The organism is Paenibacillus sp. GQ49 (genome assembly GCF_059759055.1).
This window is the reverse complement of the sequence record NZ_JCAXEL010000019.1, coordinates 103,251-121,899: the sequence shown is the minus strand read 5'-3', so window position 1 is coordinate 121,899 and position 18,649 is coordinate 103,251. Positions and strand designations below refer to the sequence as shown.

The window sequence follows — 18,649 nt, the reverse complement described above, 5'->3', positions numbered from 1 at the left end:
CGACGATTGCCGTTTGTTTATTCATAGGGCGTCGATTGGATAACTGTAAAATGGTGCTACCTTGTGTGCTGGAACTCTTTGTTTAATTAGATTATTGATGATCTGTTTCTTTGATTTCTTATGGTCCACACAAAAAAGGGAAACGGGTGAGATGAATCTCTCCCCGCTTCCCACTTCACACGCCTCTATTGTGGCTCAGTAAATTTCACTACAAGTACCACTTCCCCATTGGCTTGCACACGACCGGTTGAGGTTGCTGTAACCGTTGCTATCGTTTCATTCCCGCTCGGAATCAGCACAGGTGTAATCACTGGCAGACCCACAGCCTGAATGACATCCATGTCAAATTCAATCAACAACTGTCCTGCAGTTACACGATCTCCGCTATTCACATGCGCGGTAAAACCTTTTCCTTTCAGTCCAACCGTATTAATTCCGATATGAACCAGCATCTGTACACCTGTCTCATGCTCCAGAATCACCGCATGTTTACTCTTGTTCATGACATGTGCGATGACACCATCAAACGGTGCGTACACTTTGCCTTCTGATGGCTCAATGGCGATACCCTCACCCATGTGTTTTTCCGAGAACGCCGGGTCAGGAACCTGCTCCAGAGCAACGACGGTGCCGTTCATTGGCGAAGCGATTTCGAGAAAATCTACCTTAGGACGATTGCTTGTAACGGCATCCGTAACTGAATTAATATGCGGATTAGATTGCTCTGCTTTAACTTCAGTTGATGTTACTCCACTGTTTTCATGGCTCACCGCTTCTTCTGCAGCCGGTTGATCCTTATATCCGAAGAACCAGGTAAGTGCAAATGCAATCGCCATGGCAACCACGTTGGACAAGATATACAACGGCAGTTGGCTGTTCAGATAAAGCAATGTTCCTGGAATAACCGTTACAGCCATACCTGTACCTTGCAGATGGAACAAGGAAGCGATGAAACCACCTACACCACCACCAACCAGTCCCATAATAAATGGTTTCATATAACGCAAGTTAACTCCGAAGATGGCTGGCTCGGTAATGCCCAGAAATGCGGACAAGGAAGAAGGTAATGCGAGTGCTTTGAGTTTCATATTTTTGGTCTTCAGACCAACTGCGAGACAAGCCGCTCCTTGTGCTGCCATGGCACAGGTAATGATGGCGTTGAACGGATTGAATCCCGTTTTCTCCAGTAGCTGAATCTCCAGGAAATTAAAGATGTGATGTACACCGGTAACGACAATAATCTGATGGAAGAATCCAATGATAATACCTGCGATGCCAAACGGAAGATCCAATACAGCAGTTGTTCCATGCAGCACCCACTCTTCTAGGGAATGGAATACGGGACCAATGGCGAAAAGGCCAAGCGTAATCATGACTGTCAACGTAATAAAAGGAGTCAGAATTAAATCCAATGCCTCTGGTACCCGTCTTCTTAATACCTTTTCAAACTTGGCTCCAATCAAACCTACAAAGAACGCAGGCAGAACCGATCCTTGATAACCCACGACAGGTATAAAACCGAACATATGCAGCGGCTGTGCTGATCCATCTGCCACCGCGTAAGCATTGGGTAATGCGGGATTAACCAGCATTAGCCCCAGTACAATACCTAGTACCGGACTTCCGCCGAATACACGGAACGCAGACCACGCTACAAGCGCAGGCAGGAATGCAAAGGCCGTATCCGTCAGGATTTGAGTGAACAACAGGAAATTGGCCGAGATATCATCCGGTGTTGCACCGAATAACGCCAGAATTTCATTCTGGGTAAGTAATCCGCGCAATCCCATGAACAGCCCTGTAGCTACCAGAACGGGAATGATGGGTACAAATACGTCACCAAACGTGCGGATCGCCCGTTGAAAAGCATTTCCTTCTTTTTTCCCCTGACTCTTCACATCTTCCTTGGACGTTCCTTCGATGCCCAGCTTCTCAACCTCTTCAAAGATTCGATTCACTGTTCCCGTACCAAAGATAATCTGATATTGACCTGAGTTGAAAAAGGCGCCTTTCACCTTCTCAATATTCTCGACCGTTTTCTGATCAATCTTTTCTTTATCTTTCACCATGATGCGAAGACGTGTTGCACAATGTGCAAATGATGCGATATTCTCTTTGCCCCCGATGGCATGAATGACTTCCTGGGCAATGCGTTGATTCTCCGACATGTTATCTCATTCCTCTCACGTAATACTTAATAATCCCATTTTGTTGCTTCAAAATCAGCTGTGCCTCCGCGTGCAAAGAAACGAATGTCCACGCTGTCCCGGCTTGGGAAAATGCGGCTGGTAAAGACCTCCTCACCATCGTTCACAAAGACCTCGACTGAAGATGCATCTACGAACAGATGGAACTTAATCACGTCCGCAGTAAGTGTGCACTGACGTACAACGCCATTCTGCTCTGCCATCTCGGTACCAGACATCGTCCGATCCAAGACAACTTTCTGCTGAATTCGATCATATAAAAGAACCGTTTTTTCAGTTCCATTTGCCCGGAATTCGATGCCTACAATCTCTGCATCTACATGGCTTATCTCACATTTCAGCTCATAGGCAATCCCATTAAAACCAGTGAAAGATCGGCTTTCATTGTTAATCGTTGCGCGAATATGAGTCCCTTCCTCTTGCAGACGCAACTGCATCATCTCTGTAACAGGTAGCTGGATTAACTTGCTGTCTCGGAGTGACAATTGCCGAGGAATGGTCAGGCAATGAGCCCAACCACTATCGTCTGTCGGATATTCCAGATCGGGAAGTCCCATCCATCCAACCAGAATACGTCTTCCGTCCGGAGCCAGCATGGTCTGCGGCGCATAGAAGTCGAATCCACGATCCAACTCTTGAAATTCACCATGATTGAACTCTCTTGTCTGGAGATTGAGCGGCTCACCAATCAGATAACCGGATTGAAAAATATTCTGATAATGATCTCCCGCAGCGTCTATTCCTTGTGGGGAAAAGACAAGCACACCTTTCCCGTCCATCTCCATATAATCCGGGCATTCCCACATGTAACCAAAGGAGGTTAATTGCGTACGAATTTCACCAAGAAACTCCCAGTTTCTCAGATCTGATGAGCGATACAGCACCGTACATCCCGTCTCGTCTGTTCTCTGCGCACCAATTACACCATAATACGTGTCTCCTTGTTGCCACACCTTGGGATCTCTGAAGTGTTCCGTGTATCCGTCTGGCACAGATAAGATCACTGGATCATTCAGTTTGGATACTGAACCGCTTTCATCCATAACTGCCAAGCATTGATACGGATGTCTGACCCAAGCCTCATCCCTCGTATTGCCCGTGTACAGCAAGTGCAACTTGCCGTCTTTTTCAATCGCGCTACCGGAATAAGCTCCGTGTGAGTCATACCTGCCACCCGGTTCGATTCCAATCCCGACATTTTCCCAGTTCACCAGATTCTTCGAGCGGGTATGATACCAGTATTTCATGCCATGTTCTGTCCCAAGTGGAAACCACTGATAGAACAGATGATAATAGCCTTGATAATATGCAAAGCCGTTAGGATCATTAAGCAGACCTGTTATCGGCTGAATGTGATAACTCTGTCTCCATGGACATACGGATATCTGTGCTTCAAGCTTCGCAATCTCTCCAGGCTCCGCTTGCTCAATTCGTCTGTAGCGTTGCTCTCTAGTCATTTTCATAGTTGTTCTCCATTCTTGCTTATATAAGTTAGACCAAGAAATTTCACACTGGGACTACGATGGCAGAACAATCCTCCGATCGCTGTTATCCCCAGATTTCCTGATCCCTTTTCTAAAGGGTGAAATCCGGTGCTAAAGGCGAACACTACGTTTCTTCAGATTTTTTCTGCCCTCTCCGTAAATGTTTATTTCTTATATAACTTATACGAAAATCAAATACAGGAACCGGTTCCATTGGGCACAAAAAAATAATTCCATATGGCATTAATGCCTGCCCGTGTTCGCATATCCCAATTAGATATTCATAATGGAACCGGTTCGATGGAATTATCATAAAGGATGTTTTTATAATTTGTCAACGCTTTCTCGAGGAATTAGTTCTACGTCCAGTGTTGTTCGTTCCTCCACCGACTCGCCTTTGACCAGTCGAATAATGTGATTCGCCGCTACTTTTCCTGCCTGTAAATAATGATATTTCACAGTCGTCAGCGTGGGATGAATCATCTCCGTAATATCATATCCGCCAAATCCGGTAACAGACAAATCCTGCGGTATGCGGATTTTATTGGAGAACGCAATCTTCATCACACCCAGTGCGATATTATCCGTGGCCCCTACGATGATCGTTGGTGTGATTTCTTTCAAAATGGCTTCAGCAGTAACGATGGCTTCCGACATCTTAAAGCTTGTCTCATAATACTCAACTTCACATTCTCCACATTCGGCAATTGCACGCTGGAACCCTTGTTTACGATAGATCCCTACCGCCCGATCCTTCTCGCTAACTCCCATATACACGATCTTGCGGTGCCCCTGTTCGACGACATATCTGCCCATCTCATAACCTGCCTGGTCATCATTGTGAACCAGACTATGTAGTTGCTCATGCTGCTGCCCCACCAACAACACGGGGATACGTATGTCCTCCACTGCTTTCAGATGTGCTTCAGTCACTTCAGCAGCCAACAGAATAATACCCGATACCTTCTGTCGTGCAAAATCATAGATGGCATCAATCTCGCGTTGCATGTCCTGACTTGTATTTGCGATCAGCATCTGATACTGATTACTCCGCAGTTCTTCATCAATTCCGATCAATGTCTGTGATGTTGCAAAAGAATCCAGTCGCGGCACTACCGTACCGATAATACTGGTCTTCTTAGCCTTCAGACTCTGTGCAAATGTGTTGGGAACATAATTGTATTGTTTGATGATGCGCTCAATCTTCTGGCGTGTATCTTCACTAACCGATCCGCCGTTCAGGAAGCGAGAGACCGTGCTTTTTGCCACGCCTGCCATCTGAGCGATATCAGAAATCGTTTTATTCATAAAGACTCCTCTTATTTTCATTAGCTAGTTTACTTTATATTATACTTCGAATCGCAAACCCATGGCGAATTTGATTCAACTCCATTTATCGTACATCTATTGTACATTCCCGATGTAATAGCAAAAGCCCGATGGCAATGTGACGTTCATACCGAAGTATGATCCACATTCATCAGGCTGTTAAGCTTCCATATACACGTTTGCACAGACCGTTAGGGCAAGAATAATCCCTATCCCTGCTGAATCAGACCTCAATAATAATTGGCAAGATCATAGGTCTTCTCTTTGTTTGAGCGTAAATATAGTGACCGATCTCGTCTTTCAGCTTTCTTTTGATCACATTCCACTGATTCACCCCAGCCCCGGTCAACTCATCCATCCGGTTTAGAACAAGCTCATGGATCTCATGCATGAATTCTTCCGAATCCTTAACAAATACAAACCCTCTGGAGATAATTTCGGGTGACGTGACCATCTGTTTCTCCGTTTTACTAAGTGTAGTCACAATCACCAGCATGCCATCGGAGGATAATTGCCTGCGGTCACGCAGTACAATATTGCCGACATCACCCATGATCAGACCGTCTACGAGACTATTCCCTGATGCAATTTTGGGACCCAGCGAAGCAATGCCGTCTTTGTACTGGACCATATCCCCATTATTCACGATAAACACATGATCACGTTCTATGCCTACGGATTCAGCAAGCAGTCTGTGTTGATACAACATGCGAAACTCACCGTGGATCGGAATCAGATAATCCGGTTTCATCAGGGTAAGCATCAATTTGAGTTCTTCCTGACTGCCGTGTCCCGATACATGCATCCCAGCTGCACCACTTGAACCATATATCACACGTGCTCCAAGAACATACAGGTTATCAATTACATGTGCAAGATTCCGTTCATTACCCGGAATGGCACCGGCAGCAATAATGACCGTGTCCCCGGCGTTAATTCTTACGTGAGGATGTTTACCGGATGCCAAACGTGACAAGGCTGCCATCGCTTCTCCCTGGCTACCAGTGCATAATACAACAACTTGTTCTGGTGGAAACTGATCCGAATCGATAGCTTCAATTATCAATCCGTCAGGAACTTGCAAATACCCCAATTCACTGGCTACCGATACCACATTCACCATACTTCTGCCCAACAGTGCCAGTTTGCGACCCGTCTCGAATGCTGCATTCACAATCTGCTGTACCCTGCTGACATTCGACGCAAAGGTAGAGATAAATACTTTTTGTTTTGCACGGATAAAGGCATCCAGAATGTGGTCTCCCACAACACGCTCGGAAGGTGTAAATCCGGGTCTTTCTGCATTGGTACTCTCGGAGAGCAAAATATGGACACCCTGTTTGCCAATCTCGGCCATGCGGTGCAGATCTGGGAAAGGTCCATGTACAGGCGACATATCAAATTTGAAATCTCCGGTATGCACAACATTGCCTGCTGGGGTCTGAAAAAAGATACCAAGACAATCCGGTATACTGTGACTGGTTGCGAAAAAGGAAACCTCGATTCCTCCCAGCGTAATACTGGAATGAGCATCGATCGTATGCAGGTCGGCCTTGCGCAGCAGCCCATGCTCTTTCAGTTTAAGTTCGATCAGCCCACGAGTGAGCCTGGATGCATACACCGGGATGTTCATTTGTTTTAACAAATACGGAATACCACCAATGTGATCTTCATGTCCGTGAGTAACCACAAGACCCCTTACTTTATCCAGATTGTCCAGCAGATACGCTACATCCGGAATGATCAGATCAATACCAGGCAATGTCTCATCGGGAAACTTTGAACCACAGTCAATGACGATGATGTCCTGATTGTACTGGATGAAATACATATTTTTCCCTATTTCATTCACGCCGCCAAGTGCAGCGATATACAGTTTGTTGTGGGATAGATTCAACTCTATTATTCCTCCTCTGCGTGGAAATCGTATACGATACAGATCCATATTCCTAGTATGGAAGCAATCGCGTTACTTATGCATTTCAATGTGATTATGCCAAAAAACCACCATGGAATATTCATTCCATAGTGGTTTATACGAAACTTAAATACAGTTACACCAATGATTTATCACGCTGTAGTAATACGTCTTGTTCATAGGTTTTGATATCGGTGATCCACTTTTCACGAACTGGAACGCCTTGCTTAGCACAATAGTAGTCCCAGATCGCGCCAAACGGATAGGATTTGAACTCTTCCGTTAAGGCAAGGCGCAACGTGTAATCCCCTTCCAACTCGGCTTGTTTCAAGGCATCCACCGGTTCGAGCATCGCTCGGAGAAGGGCTTTGATCGTGTTACGAGTACCCACAACCCAGGCAGCTACACGGTTAATACTTGCATCAAAGAAATCCAGTCCAATATGTGTGGTCGCAAGCAGATCATGTCGAACCAGTTCACGGGCAATTTCCAGCAGCTCATCGTCCATGATTACCACATGGTCACTATCCCAGCGCATCGGTCGGCTTACGTGAAGCAGAATGCCACTTGTAAACAATGACAAGGAAGACAGTTTATTAGAAATAACTTCAGTTGGATGGAAATGACCCGCATCCAGGCAGATTAACGTATCATTTTGCAAACCGTAACCCATATAGAATTCATGAGAGCCCACCACATATGCTTCCGAACCCAGACCAAAGAGCTTACTCTCTACCGCGTCCAGATTGTGCTCTGGATTAAGCGGTTCGGCGAATACTTGATCCAGCGATTCTTTGAGACGTTTGCGTGGTGTCAACCGGTCAACCGGATTATCTTTGAATCCGTCCGGTACCCATACATTGGTTACACAAGTCTGACCAAGCTGTTCCCCGAAATAAGCACCAATCCGGCGGGATGCCTTGCAGTGATCAATCCAGAACTTGCGAATTTCAGGGTCTGGATGACTGAGCGTGAACCCGTCACTTGATTTTTCATGGGAAAAACATGTTGGGTTGAAGTCCAGACCGAGTCCTTGTTCTTTGGCCCATTTCACCCAGTTCTCATAATGCTTTGGCTCAATCTGATCCAGTTCAACCTGCTCGTCTGTATCCGTGTAGATCGCGTGTAGATTGACCTTATGTTTGCCAGGAATCAGAGCAAAAGCTTGCTCCAGATCATTACGAAGTTCTGCTGGTGTGGTCGCAGCGCCCGGATATTGACCTGTAACGGAAATACCACCTGTTAACTCCCCATCTTTATTCAGAAAGCCTTTGACATCGTCGCCTTGCCAGCAGTGTACGGATACTTTGATCTCCGCGAGTTTGTTCAGTACCTCGTCCGTATCAATTCCGTGCTGGGCATACAATGCCTTGGCTGCTTCATACGCTTGCTTGACTTGGTTATCCATCCGCAAGAACCCTCCTAATTTAACGTGTAAATGCTGCCGGTACACCGCCATCAATGGTCATCATGCAACCGGTTGTTTTTTCGGATTTCGAAGAAGCAAAGAATGCAATTCCTTCCGCAATATCTCTTGGATAGATATTCACGAGTAATGTCGTCCGTTTGCGATAATACTCTTCCAATTGATCCGGTTCAATCCCATATGCCGCTGCGCGTTCATTTCTCCAGGAACCGTTCCAGATTGCTGAACCCTGTAGAATGGCATCTGGAAGAATCGTGTTGACACGAATGCCATACTCTCCACCTTCTGCTGCAATACAACGTGCCAGATGTGCTTCCAGCGCTTTCGCTGAGCTGTAAGCCGAGGCGCTTTTACCTGCATACACCGAGTTCTTGGACCCGATAAATACCATGCTTCCACCAATACCCTGCTGTTTCATCAGCTTGAACGCTTCACGAGCCACGAGGAAATACCCTGTACCCAGTACATTCATGTTCAGGTTCCATTCTTTCAGGGACGTCTCGTCAAATGGGCTGGATGTGGCTAATCCGGCATTGTTCACGATGATGTCCACTCCGCCGTACTGCACCGCAACATCAGCATACGCAGATTGAACGGCTTCCTCATCGGTTACGTCCATTTTCAGCGCATAAGCACGATTCGCACCGTATTGATCATTAATTTCCTGTGCTACTTTCTGTGCGCCCTCCAGGTTGAGATCAGCAAGCACCACATGTGCGCCTTCAGATACCAATCTACGTGCTGTTTCACTTCCGATCCCGCCTGCGCCGCCTGTAATAAACGCCACTTTGCGTGAGAATTCGGTTTCTGCCGGTGCCAAAGACAATTTGTACAATTCCAGCGGCCAGTACTCCACATTGTAAGACTCGTTTGCACTAAGTGATACGAATTGGCCCAAGCTAGTAGCTCCACGCATAACGGCAATCGCTCTGTGATACAACGCTCCGCTTACTTGGGAAAGCGCCCAGCTCTTACCTGTGTTGATCATGCCCACACCTGGAATGAGGATTACGCGAGGTGCCGCTTCGAACATGACATCACCTTCGTTTTTGTTGCTCTCAAAATACTGCTGATATTGCTCTTTGTAAGCAGCCACACCTTCTACCAGCTTGGCTTTTAAGCCTTCAATATCTTCCGCATCCGGTGTCCAATCGATGAACAGAGGTACCACTTTGGTATGTACCAGATGATCCGGGCAAGCTGCACCCACCTGAGACAATTCCGGGGAATCTGCTCCGCCCACAAAAGCAAGTACGTCCTCTTGATCATCAAAGGACAAAATCATTTTTTTACTATCCGACACCGCTCCACGAATGGTTGGCATTACACGTGATACGATCTGACGACGAACATCAGCGGCAAGTGCCGGGTGTTTTACACCACCAAACAAACTTTCTTCGTTCACTCGTGCTTCGATGAATGCTTCCGCTTCATTGATGATCTTGATGGTCTGAGTGTAACATTCCTCGGATGTTGCACCCCAAGTGACAAGTCCGTGTTTTTCCATCAGTACGAGTTCCGCATTGGGATTCGAGAATACGCTTTCAGCAATCATTTTAGATAACGTAAACCCTGGACGTACGTAAGGCACCCATACAAAACGATCACCGTAGATCTCTCTGGCCAATTCCTTCCCGTTATGCGCACAACACAGGCTGATAATCGCATCCGGGTGCGTATGATCCACATGTTTATATGGAAGGAACGCATGCAGAAGAGTCTCGATGGAGGCGCGCGGGTGCTTGGCATCAATCATGCAATGTCCCAGATATTCAACCATCTCTTCATCCGACATGGATTCACGTTCAATTAAGGGTCGAATGTCTTCGAGCCCAAGTCCGGTAAAATGTTTCGCTTCCATGGAACCCAGATCTGAGCCGCTTCCCTTCACATACATTACTTCTACATCACGACCACGAAAATCCTTCACTGTCGTTTTGGTAGACGTATTGCCACCGTAGATGTTACATACACTGCGATCAGATCCAATCAGATTGGATCGGTAAACCAACTGCTCAAGTCCTGTTGTTTTCTCAGATGCCTGCGATGCATTCCATAAACTCTGTACCATTTGTTTCCCTCCGATAATGTTTGTTTTATTCCTAATCCGAGTTTAACATCTTTGTTTTATTTTGAAAACAAAATATTTTAAAACCAAACGGAAATATTCAAAAGTCATTATAGATTGAACTATTTTATTAAAAAAACACCCTGACGTGAACGTCAGAGTGTTCCTGTTTCATCGGCGGATTAGAAAATCCCCGCTTTTTGGGAAGTGTTTTTAATACCATAGGTATCATTAACTACGGTGTTGCCAAAGCTCGTTAAGCTTCCATTCGGGCCTGTTGCCATGTCCAAATAGTTCAGACCGGAGCTGTTTCCGTACCAAGACCAGGCAAGCCAGCCTACCCCTTTTTCCTGACCATATCTCATGATGGCATACTCGTCCACATCACCGTTTGTGTGATATCCCCCGAATTCACCAATGATCAGAGCCAATCCTTTGTTCAGCACATTCTCCATATTGGCTTTGACCGTTGCAGCATCTTTGCCAGCATACTCATACATATGAATGGAGAAGACCGTATTTTTTTGAGAATCGGCTGCAAATACACTTTGTCCGTAATCCACGATGGATTGAGGGAACTGTCCCCATCCGGCTGCATCCACAATGAGCGTATTTTTAATTCCCGCATTTCGGAGTTTCGGAATGGCTTTTTTGTAACCATCAGCCCACGCACTTCCATTCCACGTTCCATACCATTCATTGGCGATGTTGACAATTACCCGATCTTCTTTGCCAATCAAAGCTTCCTTAATACTAATCCAGTAGTTCACCGCCGCATCCAACGAATTATAATCATCTTTCCCTGTGGCGTCATGCACCTCGAGTACAGCTATCATTTTATTTTGGTTAACCACATTAATAATATTTTTAACAGCGTTCAGATCATCTTTGGTGTACAGGCTACCATTCGAAAGAACAATGCGTACCGTATTGGCACCTGTTTTGGCGATTGCAGGGATAGCGGTATTCAAATCATTCTTGAACCAGGAATGGCCGTGATTAACACCTCTCATGACAAAAGCCTTGCCTGTGGAATCGTATAACTTGTTACCGCTTACATAAAAACCTGTAGCAGCAGAAGCTTTGGGGGCTGCACTCCCTAATACCATGAACATAAGAGCAGCAATAACCGTGAAGATTGTACACTTTTTCAGATTAACCATTCGTTTGGAACCTCCTGTATTTGTTTTTTTATTTCAATTAACCCTGCTCCAGACAATAAGTTAATTAAAATCGTTGGTAATAGAAGTTCTTTTGTTAGCAAACAAACAACAAATAACTTTATTATAGTTACATTATTTAGTTTAAATAAACTTTATCGTTAAGGTTATGAAGTTATAATAAATTGAAAACGCTTACCAGTCAAGATCTTTTTACCATGATTAGGAATCATTTGTTTTTACATAACACAGCAAAAAAAAAAGGCTCTCTCCCCTCACAATCGTTCGGAGAAAGAACCCTCTGTATTATTAACGAAAGTTAACTCTTGTTTAAGTCTTGTTTATCTGTTGTTTAATCCCTGCTTTAGACTAAGTGTCTTCTCTTACTCCCGCCAATACCAACCCAACCCGGTACTGTGGTCTCACCCGAATCTCATTAAACTTTCCGATCTCCACACCCTCAAACCGCTCCACATAAGCCTGATTCACATAACTCTCAGTCGTCCCTTTTCGAATTGGGGTTATAGACAGACGAAGCGCGTGATCAGCCAACAAATGACGGGATTGCTTCAAACCAAGCATCCAGCTGCGTCCATAGTGAATATGATCCGTTAACATCTGATGATGAATATGTGCTGCTGCAACGTCTCCTTCATAATCAATCTCAATCCACACGTCATCTACTTGTTCCGGCCACGCTGTGTCCAATCTCAGTGTTGCTGCATACTCTTTCGGATAATCAACCTCTACAGCAGGCTCGTAAGGCGAAACTTGGAATGTATACGTACCGAATATTCCCTGCTTCAACTGGGATGACACAGAATATTTCGAAGCTGAAACATACTCTGGAGCCGGATAAAAGGATACCTCCATCTCTGGTTGCTCCACAGATGTACATAGGAGCATCTCATTCTGTACATACAGATGACTGCTGCTAATTACAAGCCTTTCTTCTCCGCCCACACGGAAACGGTAGGCATGTAATGCCTCTTCACGGGTCAATGTAATGATTCGTATGGCTATACCGTCCGATGTTGTAATCCCCAGATGATGGTCCTTGCCGGCAATCGGATGTATCACAACTTCATTCCCCTGCTCTGATACTGTACCTTCGGGCATATCCACATTTGTAACAGATGTTGCATCAACAACATACTCAGGCGCCATACCTTCATGGGCATAAAAGACAGCCGTAAGCTCCTGATTTACCATGAATCGGGTCAGTGGCTGAACGGTAGCACTAATGATCTTCATTCCATTCAGATTCATATGGAAAGGCAGAATGGCTGCCATGCCGGATTTCAGCTGCATCGTTCCTTCTCTTGGATAAAGAGCAGTCCCTTTGCTGGTATGTAGCTCCAATTGTATATCACGATCAGGCATCGCCACATGATCCTGATAATTATTCATGAACAGAAATCCAGAACCATCTTGTTGCCGAACAGACCAACGCAGATCCAACGTGTTCTCCGGGGTTATAGATTGTTGACCATCCGGTACAACACAGCCCATTGGTGCAAGTAACTCACCGTATCCTTCCAGGAACATGGACAAGGTACGAATGCGGTCATACGATTCACCAACACGCCCAAATTCCCCGAGTGGCGATTGGTAATCATACGTCATTTTCGGCAATGCCTGCTCGTTCATATATGAATTTTTGCCTATCGGATTGGTCCCCCCGTGATACATATAATACCCAACCAGATTGCTGCCGTTCGCAAGTTTCACAATGGTCATCGCCTCAACACTGTCCGCATCAACAACCGGACGAGCGTGATAACTGACCTGCATGCCTCCAGCAAGCTCGCAATACGCAGCAGGGTACTCCAGACTGTCATAATCCACTTCTCCCACAGGATTCATATGCAGATCCCGGAACAAATACTCCCGGCTCGGAGGCTGATTGGGAATCCATGGTGTGTATGCATACCCCGCGAGCATAGGCAATGTTCCTTCTTCAGGCACCGCAGCATTGCCCCAGGCCGTGGCAGTATAGAACATCGGCTTCATACCGACTTCTTCGGCAATATGGCGAAGCATCTTCAGATGTTCTCGCCCGTCCCGGCCGGAGGTAATGTATTTTTCGCGGGTATATCCCCAGGCATCCATGGGTGCGCCAGCGTGCATATACTCATTTTCCAACTGTACCCCGATAACAGGGCCACCCTCCTGATAAAAACAGCCGTTGAGCTGACGGGCAATCTCCCGATATAATCGCTTAGCGTAATACAGATATCCTTCATCGTTCGACCTGACTTCAAATGGATAACTGAATAACCAATCCGGCATTCCACCATTACGCACTTCCCCATGACAGAATGGACCAATTCGTACGATCAGAGGCAGCTCATGTTTGCCACACAGATCCACAAAGTGCCGCAAATTCAGATTTCCTGACCAATTAAATTCGCCTTCCTGCTCCTCGTGAAAATTCCAGAAAACATAGGAAGCGACAATGCTCACGCCGCCTGCCTTCATCTTCAGTAATTCTTCTTCCCACTGCAAGTAAGCGAATCTGGAGAAATGAAACTCACCTACCACGGGAATATGGGGTTTAGCATTACGAGTCATATAATAGTTGGTAAAATCATACGATTCCCCTCGTGGGCTTTTGCCGCCACTGCCAGTCATGCGACCCGCACGAATCTCTTTATCTTCCGCATCCAATATAAAGCGAATCTGGCTACCTGCTGTAGTATCATTCATGGATTATATAACTCCTTCGATATAAATGGGATGTGTTGAAACGATTATCAATTATCGATGGATGATTGCCCCTTGATGATTCGGGTTTTTCTCCAGTACCCGCTCCAACTCAAGTTCGGCTTCACTCGTCCGACCCAGCCCCAGAAGACCCAATGCACGCATATACCGGCAATGTTCTTCATTTCGCTGATCTAGATCGTCATCGAATACTAGAAAATCGGGCAGAGATACCGCAAAATAATCCATTCGGATGTGATCATGCATATGTCTTTCCGCATAGTCAATGAGTTTGTTAAAGCGTCGGTTTGCTTCCTTCACATTGCCAAGTTTCTTCCAGGCCAGACCCTGATAATAGATGGATTCCGGCGGTTGATCATTATAAAACATCGCGCTTGCCGGTTCATTCAAACCGATGGATGCTTTGTGGAAACTTTCCTCTGCCGCCTGATTACTCTTCAGTTGCTGGTAGGCACAGCCAAGATAAAAGTAAACTGGGTTGTCTCCGGCTCCCTCCAATTTACCTTCACCTAAGTTCTCCGGGTAAACCAAAGCCTTCTTCAACAATTCCATTGCTAGTTCAGGTTGTTGTTTCTCCAGTTTTCGCTTCGCCAGTTCCGTCAGTGCCGTAACATATTGTCCTGTTACCTTGCCTTCTCCACCCTCCCATGGATGAAACCGCCGGGTCTGAAGGGCATTCCATGCTTCTTGATGACTACCTTGCATATTCAATAAAGTCACCCACTCGATATACAGATCATCACGGTGGTGAACCAACTCCATATGTTGTTCCAGCAATTTGACTCGATTCTCGCAGGAATACCCTATCTTCTTGTGCAATTGATCCAACTCGTAGAAGATTCGGGCATCCTGTGAATCCAATCGGAAAGCTTCCTCTAATGAAGCCAGTGCAAGATCAGGACGATTCAGCTTGTTATAATAAGCCAGTCCCAGATTCCGATGTACAGTCGAATATGCAGTATCCACCTCGCGTGAAGTTTCCCAATGGGTGATTGCTTCCTCGTAGCGTTTATGATCATATAACCAATTTCCCAGGTAATAGTGAGCACGCGCATCATTCGAATCCACTGCCAATGCATCCTGAAGCACCATGAATTCAAATAACGTATTAGGAAAACAATAATCCGTTGGAGCAGCTTTCCCCTGCTTTTGACATTCCCGGGCCTGCTCCACATCCCCCAGCTGACGATACAAGTAGGCCTGAGCATAACCAACCATAGGATACGGCTGTGCAATTTCGGATTCAACATAAGAGAGTACCGTCAGTGCTTCTTCCCACAACCCGCAATCCGCGTAATCTGCGGCTACATTCAGATAATTATAAAAGTCTCCCCGCATCAGACGATGGAAATTTTCACGTGTTTGCCCCGCTTGTTCTCTCTCTGAAGGTGCAGTTGCTCCGCTATAGATCAGGACTAATTCATGTGCAGCTCCAAATTCAACCGGGTCCAATTCCAGTGTCTCACGCGCATATTGAATGGCCTGTTTATCTTGACCCATTCTGCGTAACAGAGCCACCTTCAGATGCCGAGCCTTATAATTTCTGGTATTACGAATCAGCGAACGTTCGATGTGATCCAACGCTTCGATGTACCGATGTTGCCCCGTATCGATCTGAGCAAGCATGTAATAACCCATATCCTGATACTGTGCAGACCATACAGCTTTATACAGTGCTGCGTAGGCTTCTTCCTGTTTCCCCTGTAGTTTCAAACTCAGACCGAGTTGGTAAAAAGCTTCACTATCATACGGATTCGTATTTTTCCATGTCAGCCATTGTACGGCCTGTCTGAAATGCTTCTCTGCATCTTGAAACAACCCTCTACGCAGCAGCAATGTGCCATACGCTATGTTTAGACGAATATCCGTTGCATCGCGCTTCAAACCTTCCAGATAATAAGGTTCCGGTTCATACGTGGCATGCCGATATTGCTCCAAATGAAGACCAGCCAGATATAGTTGTTCATTTGTACGAATCTCGGATGGTAGTGGGAGTGGTGTGGCCGGGTCTGGGACTTCCTGAATCTCAGAACGTTCAGGCTGATAGGCTACAAGTACTTTTCCTTCCGCAGTTCGAACACTTAACTTTAATTGGTACCATTCATCTTGTCCGCTCCAGGGGAATGAAGATTTATATAGCTTCGTAGGTGAGATATTACATCTCTCCTGGAGATATACCTTGGTTGATCCTATCACTTCAACGGTAACTTGTTCAAAAACCGACGTCGCATATACCATCACGGTTACCATTCCGGTCGTTTCGTCCATTTCCAGATTAACCGCTGCATCAATCGTTGCGTTTTTGACCATACCAATTCCTTTATACGGCATAAAATACTGCGAGAATGATTTCGCTTCATAGGGCTGTAACCATGTAAAATCAGGCTGATTATCGGTATAGATCCCGGTCATTAATTCAATGTAAGGTCCATCCTCGTCCGTTAACTGACGATCCCAGGCTTGCCCAAATGCCCCATTCCCCCAGGTCCATTGCTTCTTGCCCGGAGAAATATGATGATTGGCTACATGCAACAAACCTGCCTGAATCCCATGATCATAACCCCCTACAAAATTATAATCCGACTTATAAGCCATATAGGATGTTGGCACCGGTATGTTTTTGTAGCGCGAGATATCCACACCTTCGGAATAGTCCATCTTGTAATAAGTGCCGGTAGCGATGGGAAAGCGGGATACATCCCGTTTTCCGTGGTCCAGCACAGCCGTTACATCAGGTGGAAAGACGGATTGCGTATAATCATTAACAGCTACAGCCGGGTTGGCCCACCATAGAAAAGTTTGAGGTGCGCTGGTGCGATTGTATACCTCGGCATGGATTTCAAGATAGGCTTTGCCGGGATGTAATGTGAAGCCAGCGGTCATTTTGGTACCATACATGCGGTCAATCTCACCCACCCACACGGTAGCGCTTCCATCTTGATTACTGCCAAATGTATAATCGACTGGACCAAACGTGTTGGGCCGATGATGCTGTGGCCAGTTGAATTCAATTCCTCCGGAAATCCATGGCCCTGCCAGACCCACGAGCGCAGGTTTAATCACCCGGTTATAATATACAAAATCGTAGTTGTTGGTCCGATCCAGCGCACGATAGATCCGTCCACCCAGTTCAGGCATCATCTCGATACGTACATATTCATTTTCGAGAATAACTAATCGATACGACTTCATTTTGGCATCATCTTCAATGCTGTCGATCACGGGATGCGGGTACACCTTACCCGAACTTCCCTGATAAATTCGCTTTTCAAGAAACATCGGATTTTTGTCCGGTTTACCTGTACCATAGGTTGGAATATCTCTGGTTTCTTCCCATATGTGAACGTTTGATGTCGCTGTCACGTGATTCAATTCCCTCACTCCTTGGCCTCGTATATATTGTGATCATACGCTCCGACATGCAGGAAGAACATTGACATTAAGCGGTTCTTGATGGACGATCTTCGGATTCCCCCATAACCAAAGAGAGTACCGATCCACTGAATAATACAGTGAAAGGTACTCTCTGATCGATCTTGATTAACTTATCTGCGACGTGCAAAATCCACAAATCTGAACTTGTCCGGTCGGTGCCTCGACTCCGTATACTGAAATTGACTGGCATCCTCCAGGTACACCTGGCTCCTCACCACAACTACATTGTGGAAACCTTCAAGGTCAAGCAGTTCCCTATCCTCGGCGGTAGGTTCCTCCACCAAAATCTCTTTTTTGGCAAACGAAATCGAAAGCCCCAGCTCTTGCTCAATGTACTCATAGATGGAATCATTACAGATCTCTTTGCTGAGCCCAGGAACAAGCCGCTGGCTAATGTAATCTTTGTCCAGTATGACATGCTCTCCATCCACTTTGCGCACACGTCTGATCTCCCAGACCTGTTCATTCAGGCCAAAGTTAATTTTCTTGTGCAACGCCTGATCCACTTGTTGCTCCTCAAAAACCTTCACATACGTTTGAGCGCGATGACCCATTTTTTTGGCTAATTCCTTGAAGCTAACCAGACCTGAGATGGGAAAATCGATCTTGCGTATGTCCAGTACAATCGAGCCCTTGCCTTGAATCTTCTGAATATAACCTTCTTCGTACAACATTTTCAATGCTTTGCGAATAGTCTCTCGAGACGTTTGATAACTTTCCGTTAGATCCAGTTCCGATTGAAGCAGCGTCCCTGCCTCTATCTCTCCGGTCCGAATACGATCTGCAATATCTTCATATATCCGGATAAATTTATTATTCATTATTCATCACCATTGTTCATTACCCTTTTTTATCATATTGGCAACTATTATAACATTAAAAACCAATCAAGCGG

General features: G+C 45.7%; 10 protein-coding genes. All 10 read right to left on the bottom strand.

Annotated features, from left to right (window positions below; translation table 11 throughout):
• Positions 1–185 precede the first annotated feature (185 nt).
• The 10 genes from AC6CIF_RS25410 to treR all read right to left on the bottom strand — a co-directional run bounded on the left by AC6CIF_RS25410 (position 186) and on the right by treR (position 18,575).
• Positions 186–2,168: a sucrose-specific PTS transporter subunit IIBC gene (locus AC6CIF_RS25410; protein WP_498202024.1), complete on the bottom strand. Its 1,983-nt coding sequence runs from the start codon at positions 2,166–2,168 to the stop codon at positions 186–188.
• Positions 2,169–2,194: 26 nt separating this feature from the next.
• A complete protein-coding gene (locus tag AC6CIF_RS25405) occupies positions 2,195–3,670 on the bottom strand; it encodes a glycoside hydrolase family 32 protein (RefSeq protein WP_498202023.1) in 1,476 nt (491 codons plus the stop codon).
• Positions 3,671–4,015: 345 nt separating this feature from the next.
• Positions 4,016–4,999 (bottom strand): LacI family DNA-binding transcriptional regulator, encoded by a 984-nt coding sequence (locus AC6CIF_RS25400; RefSeq protein ID WP_498202022.1) that lies wholly within the window; start codon positions 4,997–4,999, stop codon positions 4,016–4,018.
• A gap of 244 nt (positions 5,000–5,243) precedes the next feature.
• Positions 5,244–6,965 (bottom strand): ribonuclease J, encoded by a 1,722-nt coding sequence (locus AC6CIF_RS25395; protein WP_498202021.1) that lies wholly within the window; start codon positions 6,963–6,965, stop codon positions 5,244–5,246.
• A gap of 109 nt (positions 6,966–7,074) precedes the next feature.
• Positions 7,075–8,346 (bottom strand): L-rhamnose isomerase, encoded by a 1,272-nt coding sequence (gene rhaA, locus AC6CIF_RS25390; protein ID WP_498202020.1) that lies wholly within the window; start codon positions 8,344–8,346, stop codon positions 7,075–7,077.
• Between the two features lie 19 nt (positions 8,347–8,365).
• Positions 8,366–10,435 carry a bifunctional aldolase/short-chain dehydrogenase gene (locus tag AC6CIF_RS25385; protein WP_498202019.1) on the bottom strand — a complete coding sequence of 690 codons (2,070 nt, stop codon included), beginning with the start codon at positions 10,433–10,435 and terminating at the stop codon, positions 8,366–8,368.
• A 179-nt stretch (positions 10,436–10,614) separates the two neighbouring features.
• A complete protein-coding gene (locus AC6CIF_RS25380; protein WP_370739085.1) occupies positions 10,615–11,547 on the bottom strand; it encodes a glycoside hydrolase family 5 protein in 933 nt (310 codons plus the stop codon).
• 414 nt (positions 11,548–11,961) lie between these two features.
• Positions 11,962–14,301, bottom strand: coding sequence for a beta-galactosidase (locus AC6CIF_RS25375; protein ID WP_498202018.1), 2,340 nt, complete (start codon positions 14,299–14,301; stop codon positions 11,962–11,964).
• A 51-nt stretch (positions 14,302–14,352) separates the two neighbouring features.
• Positions 14,353–17,691, bottom strand: coding sequence for a DUF5107 domain-containing protein (locus AC6CIF_RS25370; protein ID WP_498202017.1), 3,339 nt, complete (start codon positions 17,689–17,691; stop codon positions 14,353–14,355).
• A 173-nt stretch (positions 17,692–17,864) separates the two neighbouring features.
• Positions 17,865–18,575 carry a trehalose operon repressor gene (treR, locus tag AC6CIF_RS25365; RefSeq protein ID WP_498202016.1) on the bottom strand — a complete coding sequence of 237 codons (711 nt, stop codon included), beginning with the start codon at positions 18,573–18,575 and terminating at the stop codon, positions 17,865–17,867.
• Positions 18,576–18,649: the final 74 nt, after the last annotated feature.

Coding starts and splice junctions, on each gene's coding strand:
- AC6CIF_RS25410 (WP_498202024.1), bottom strand. CDS start 2,168: ATGTCGGAGAATCAACGCATTGCCCAGGAAGTCATTCATGCCATCGGG.
- AC6CIF_RS25405 (WP_498202023.1), bottom strand. CDS start 3,670: ATGAAAATGACTAGAGAGCAACGCTACAGACGAATTGAGCAAGCGGAG.
- AC6CIF_RS25400 (WP_498202022.1), bottom strand. CDS start 4,999: ATGAATAAAACGATTTCTGATATCGCTCAGATGGCAGGCGTGGCAAAA.
- AC6CIF_RS25395 (WP_498202021.1), bottom strand. CDS start 6,965: ATGGATCTGTATCGTATACGATTTCCACGCAGAGGAGGAATAATAGAG.
- rhaA (WP_498202020.1), bottom strand. CDS start 8,346: ATGGATAACCAAGTCAAGCAAGCGTATGAAGCAGCCAAGGCATTGTAT.
- AC6CIF_RS25385 (WP_498202019.1), bottom strand. CDS start 10,435: ATGGTACAGAGTTTATGGAATGCATCGCAGGCATCTGAGAAAACAACA.
- AC6CIF_RS25380 (WP_370739085.1), bottom strand. CDS start 11,547: ATGTTCATGGTATTAGGGAGTGCAGCCCCCAAAGCTTCTGCTGCTACA.
- AC6CIF_RS25375 (WP_498202018.1), bottom strand. CDS start 14,301: ATGAATGATACTACAGCAGGTAGCCAGATTCGCTTTATATTGGATGCG.
- treR (WP_498202016.1), bottom strand. CDS start 18,575: ATGAATAATAAATTTATCCGGATATATGAAGATATTGCAGATCGTATT.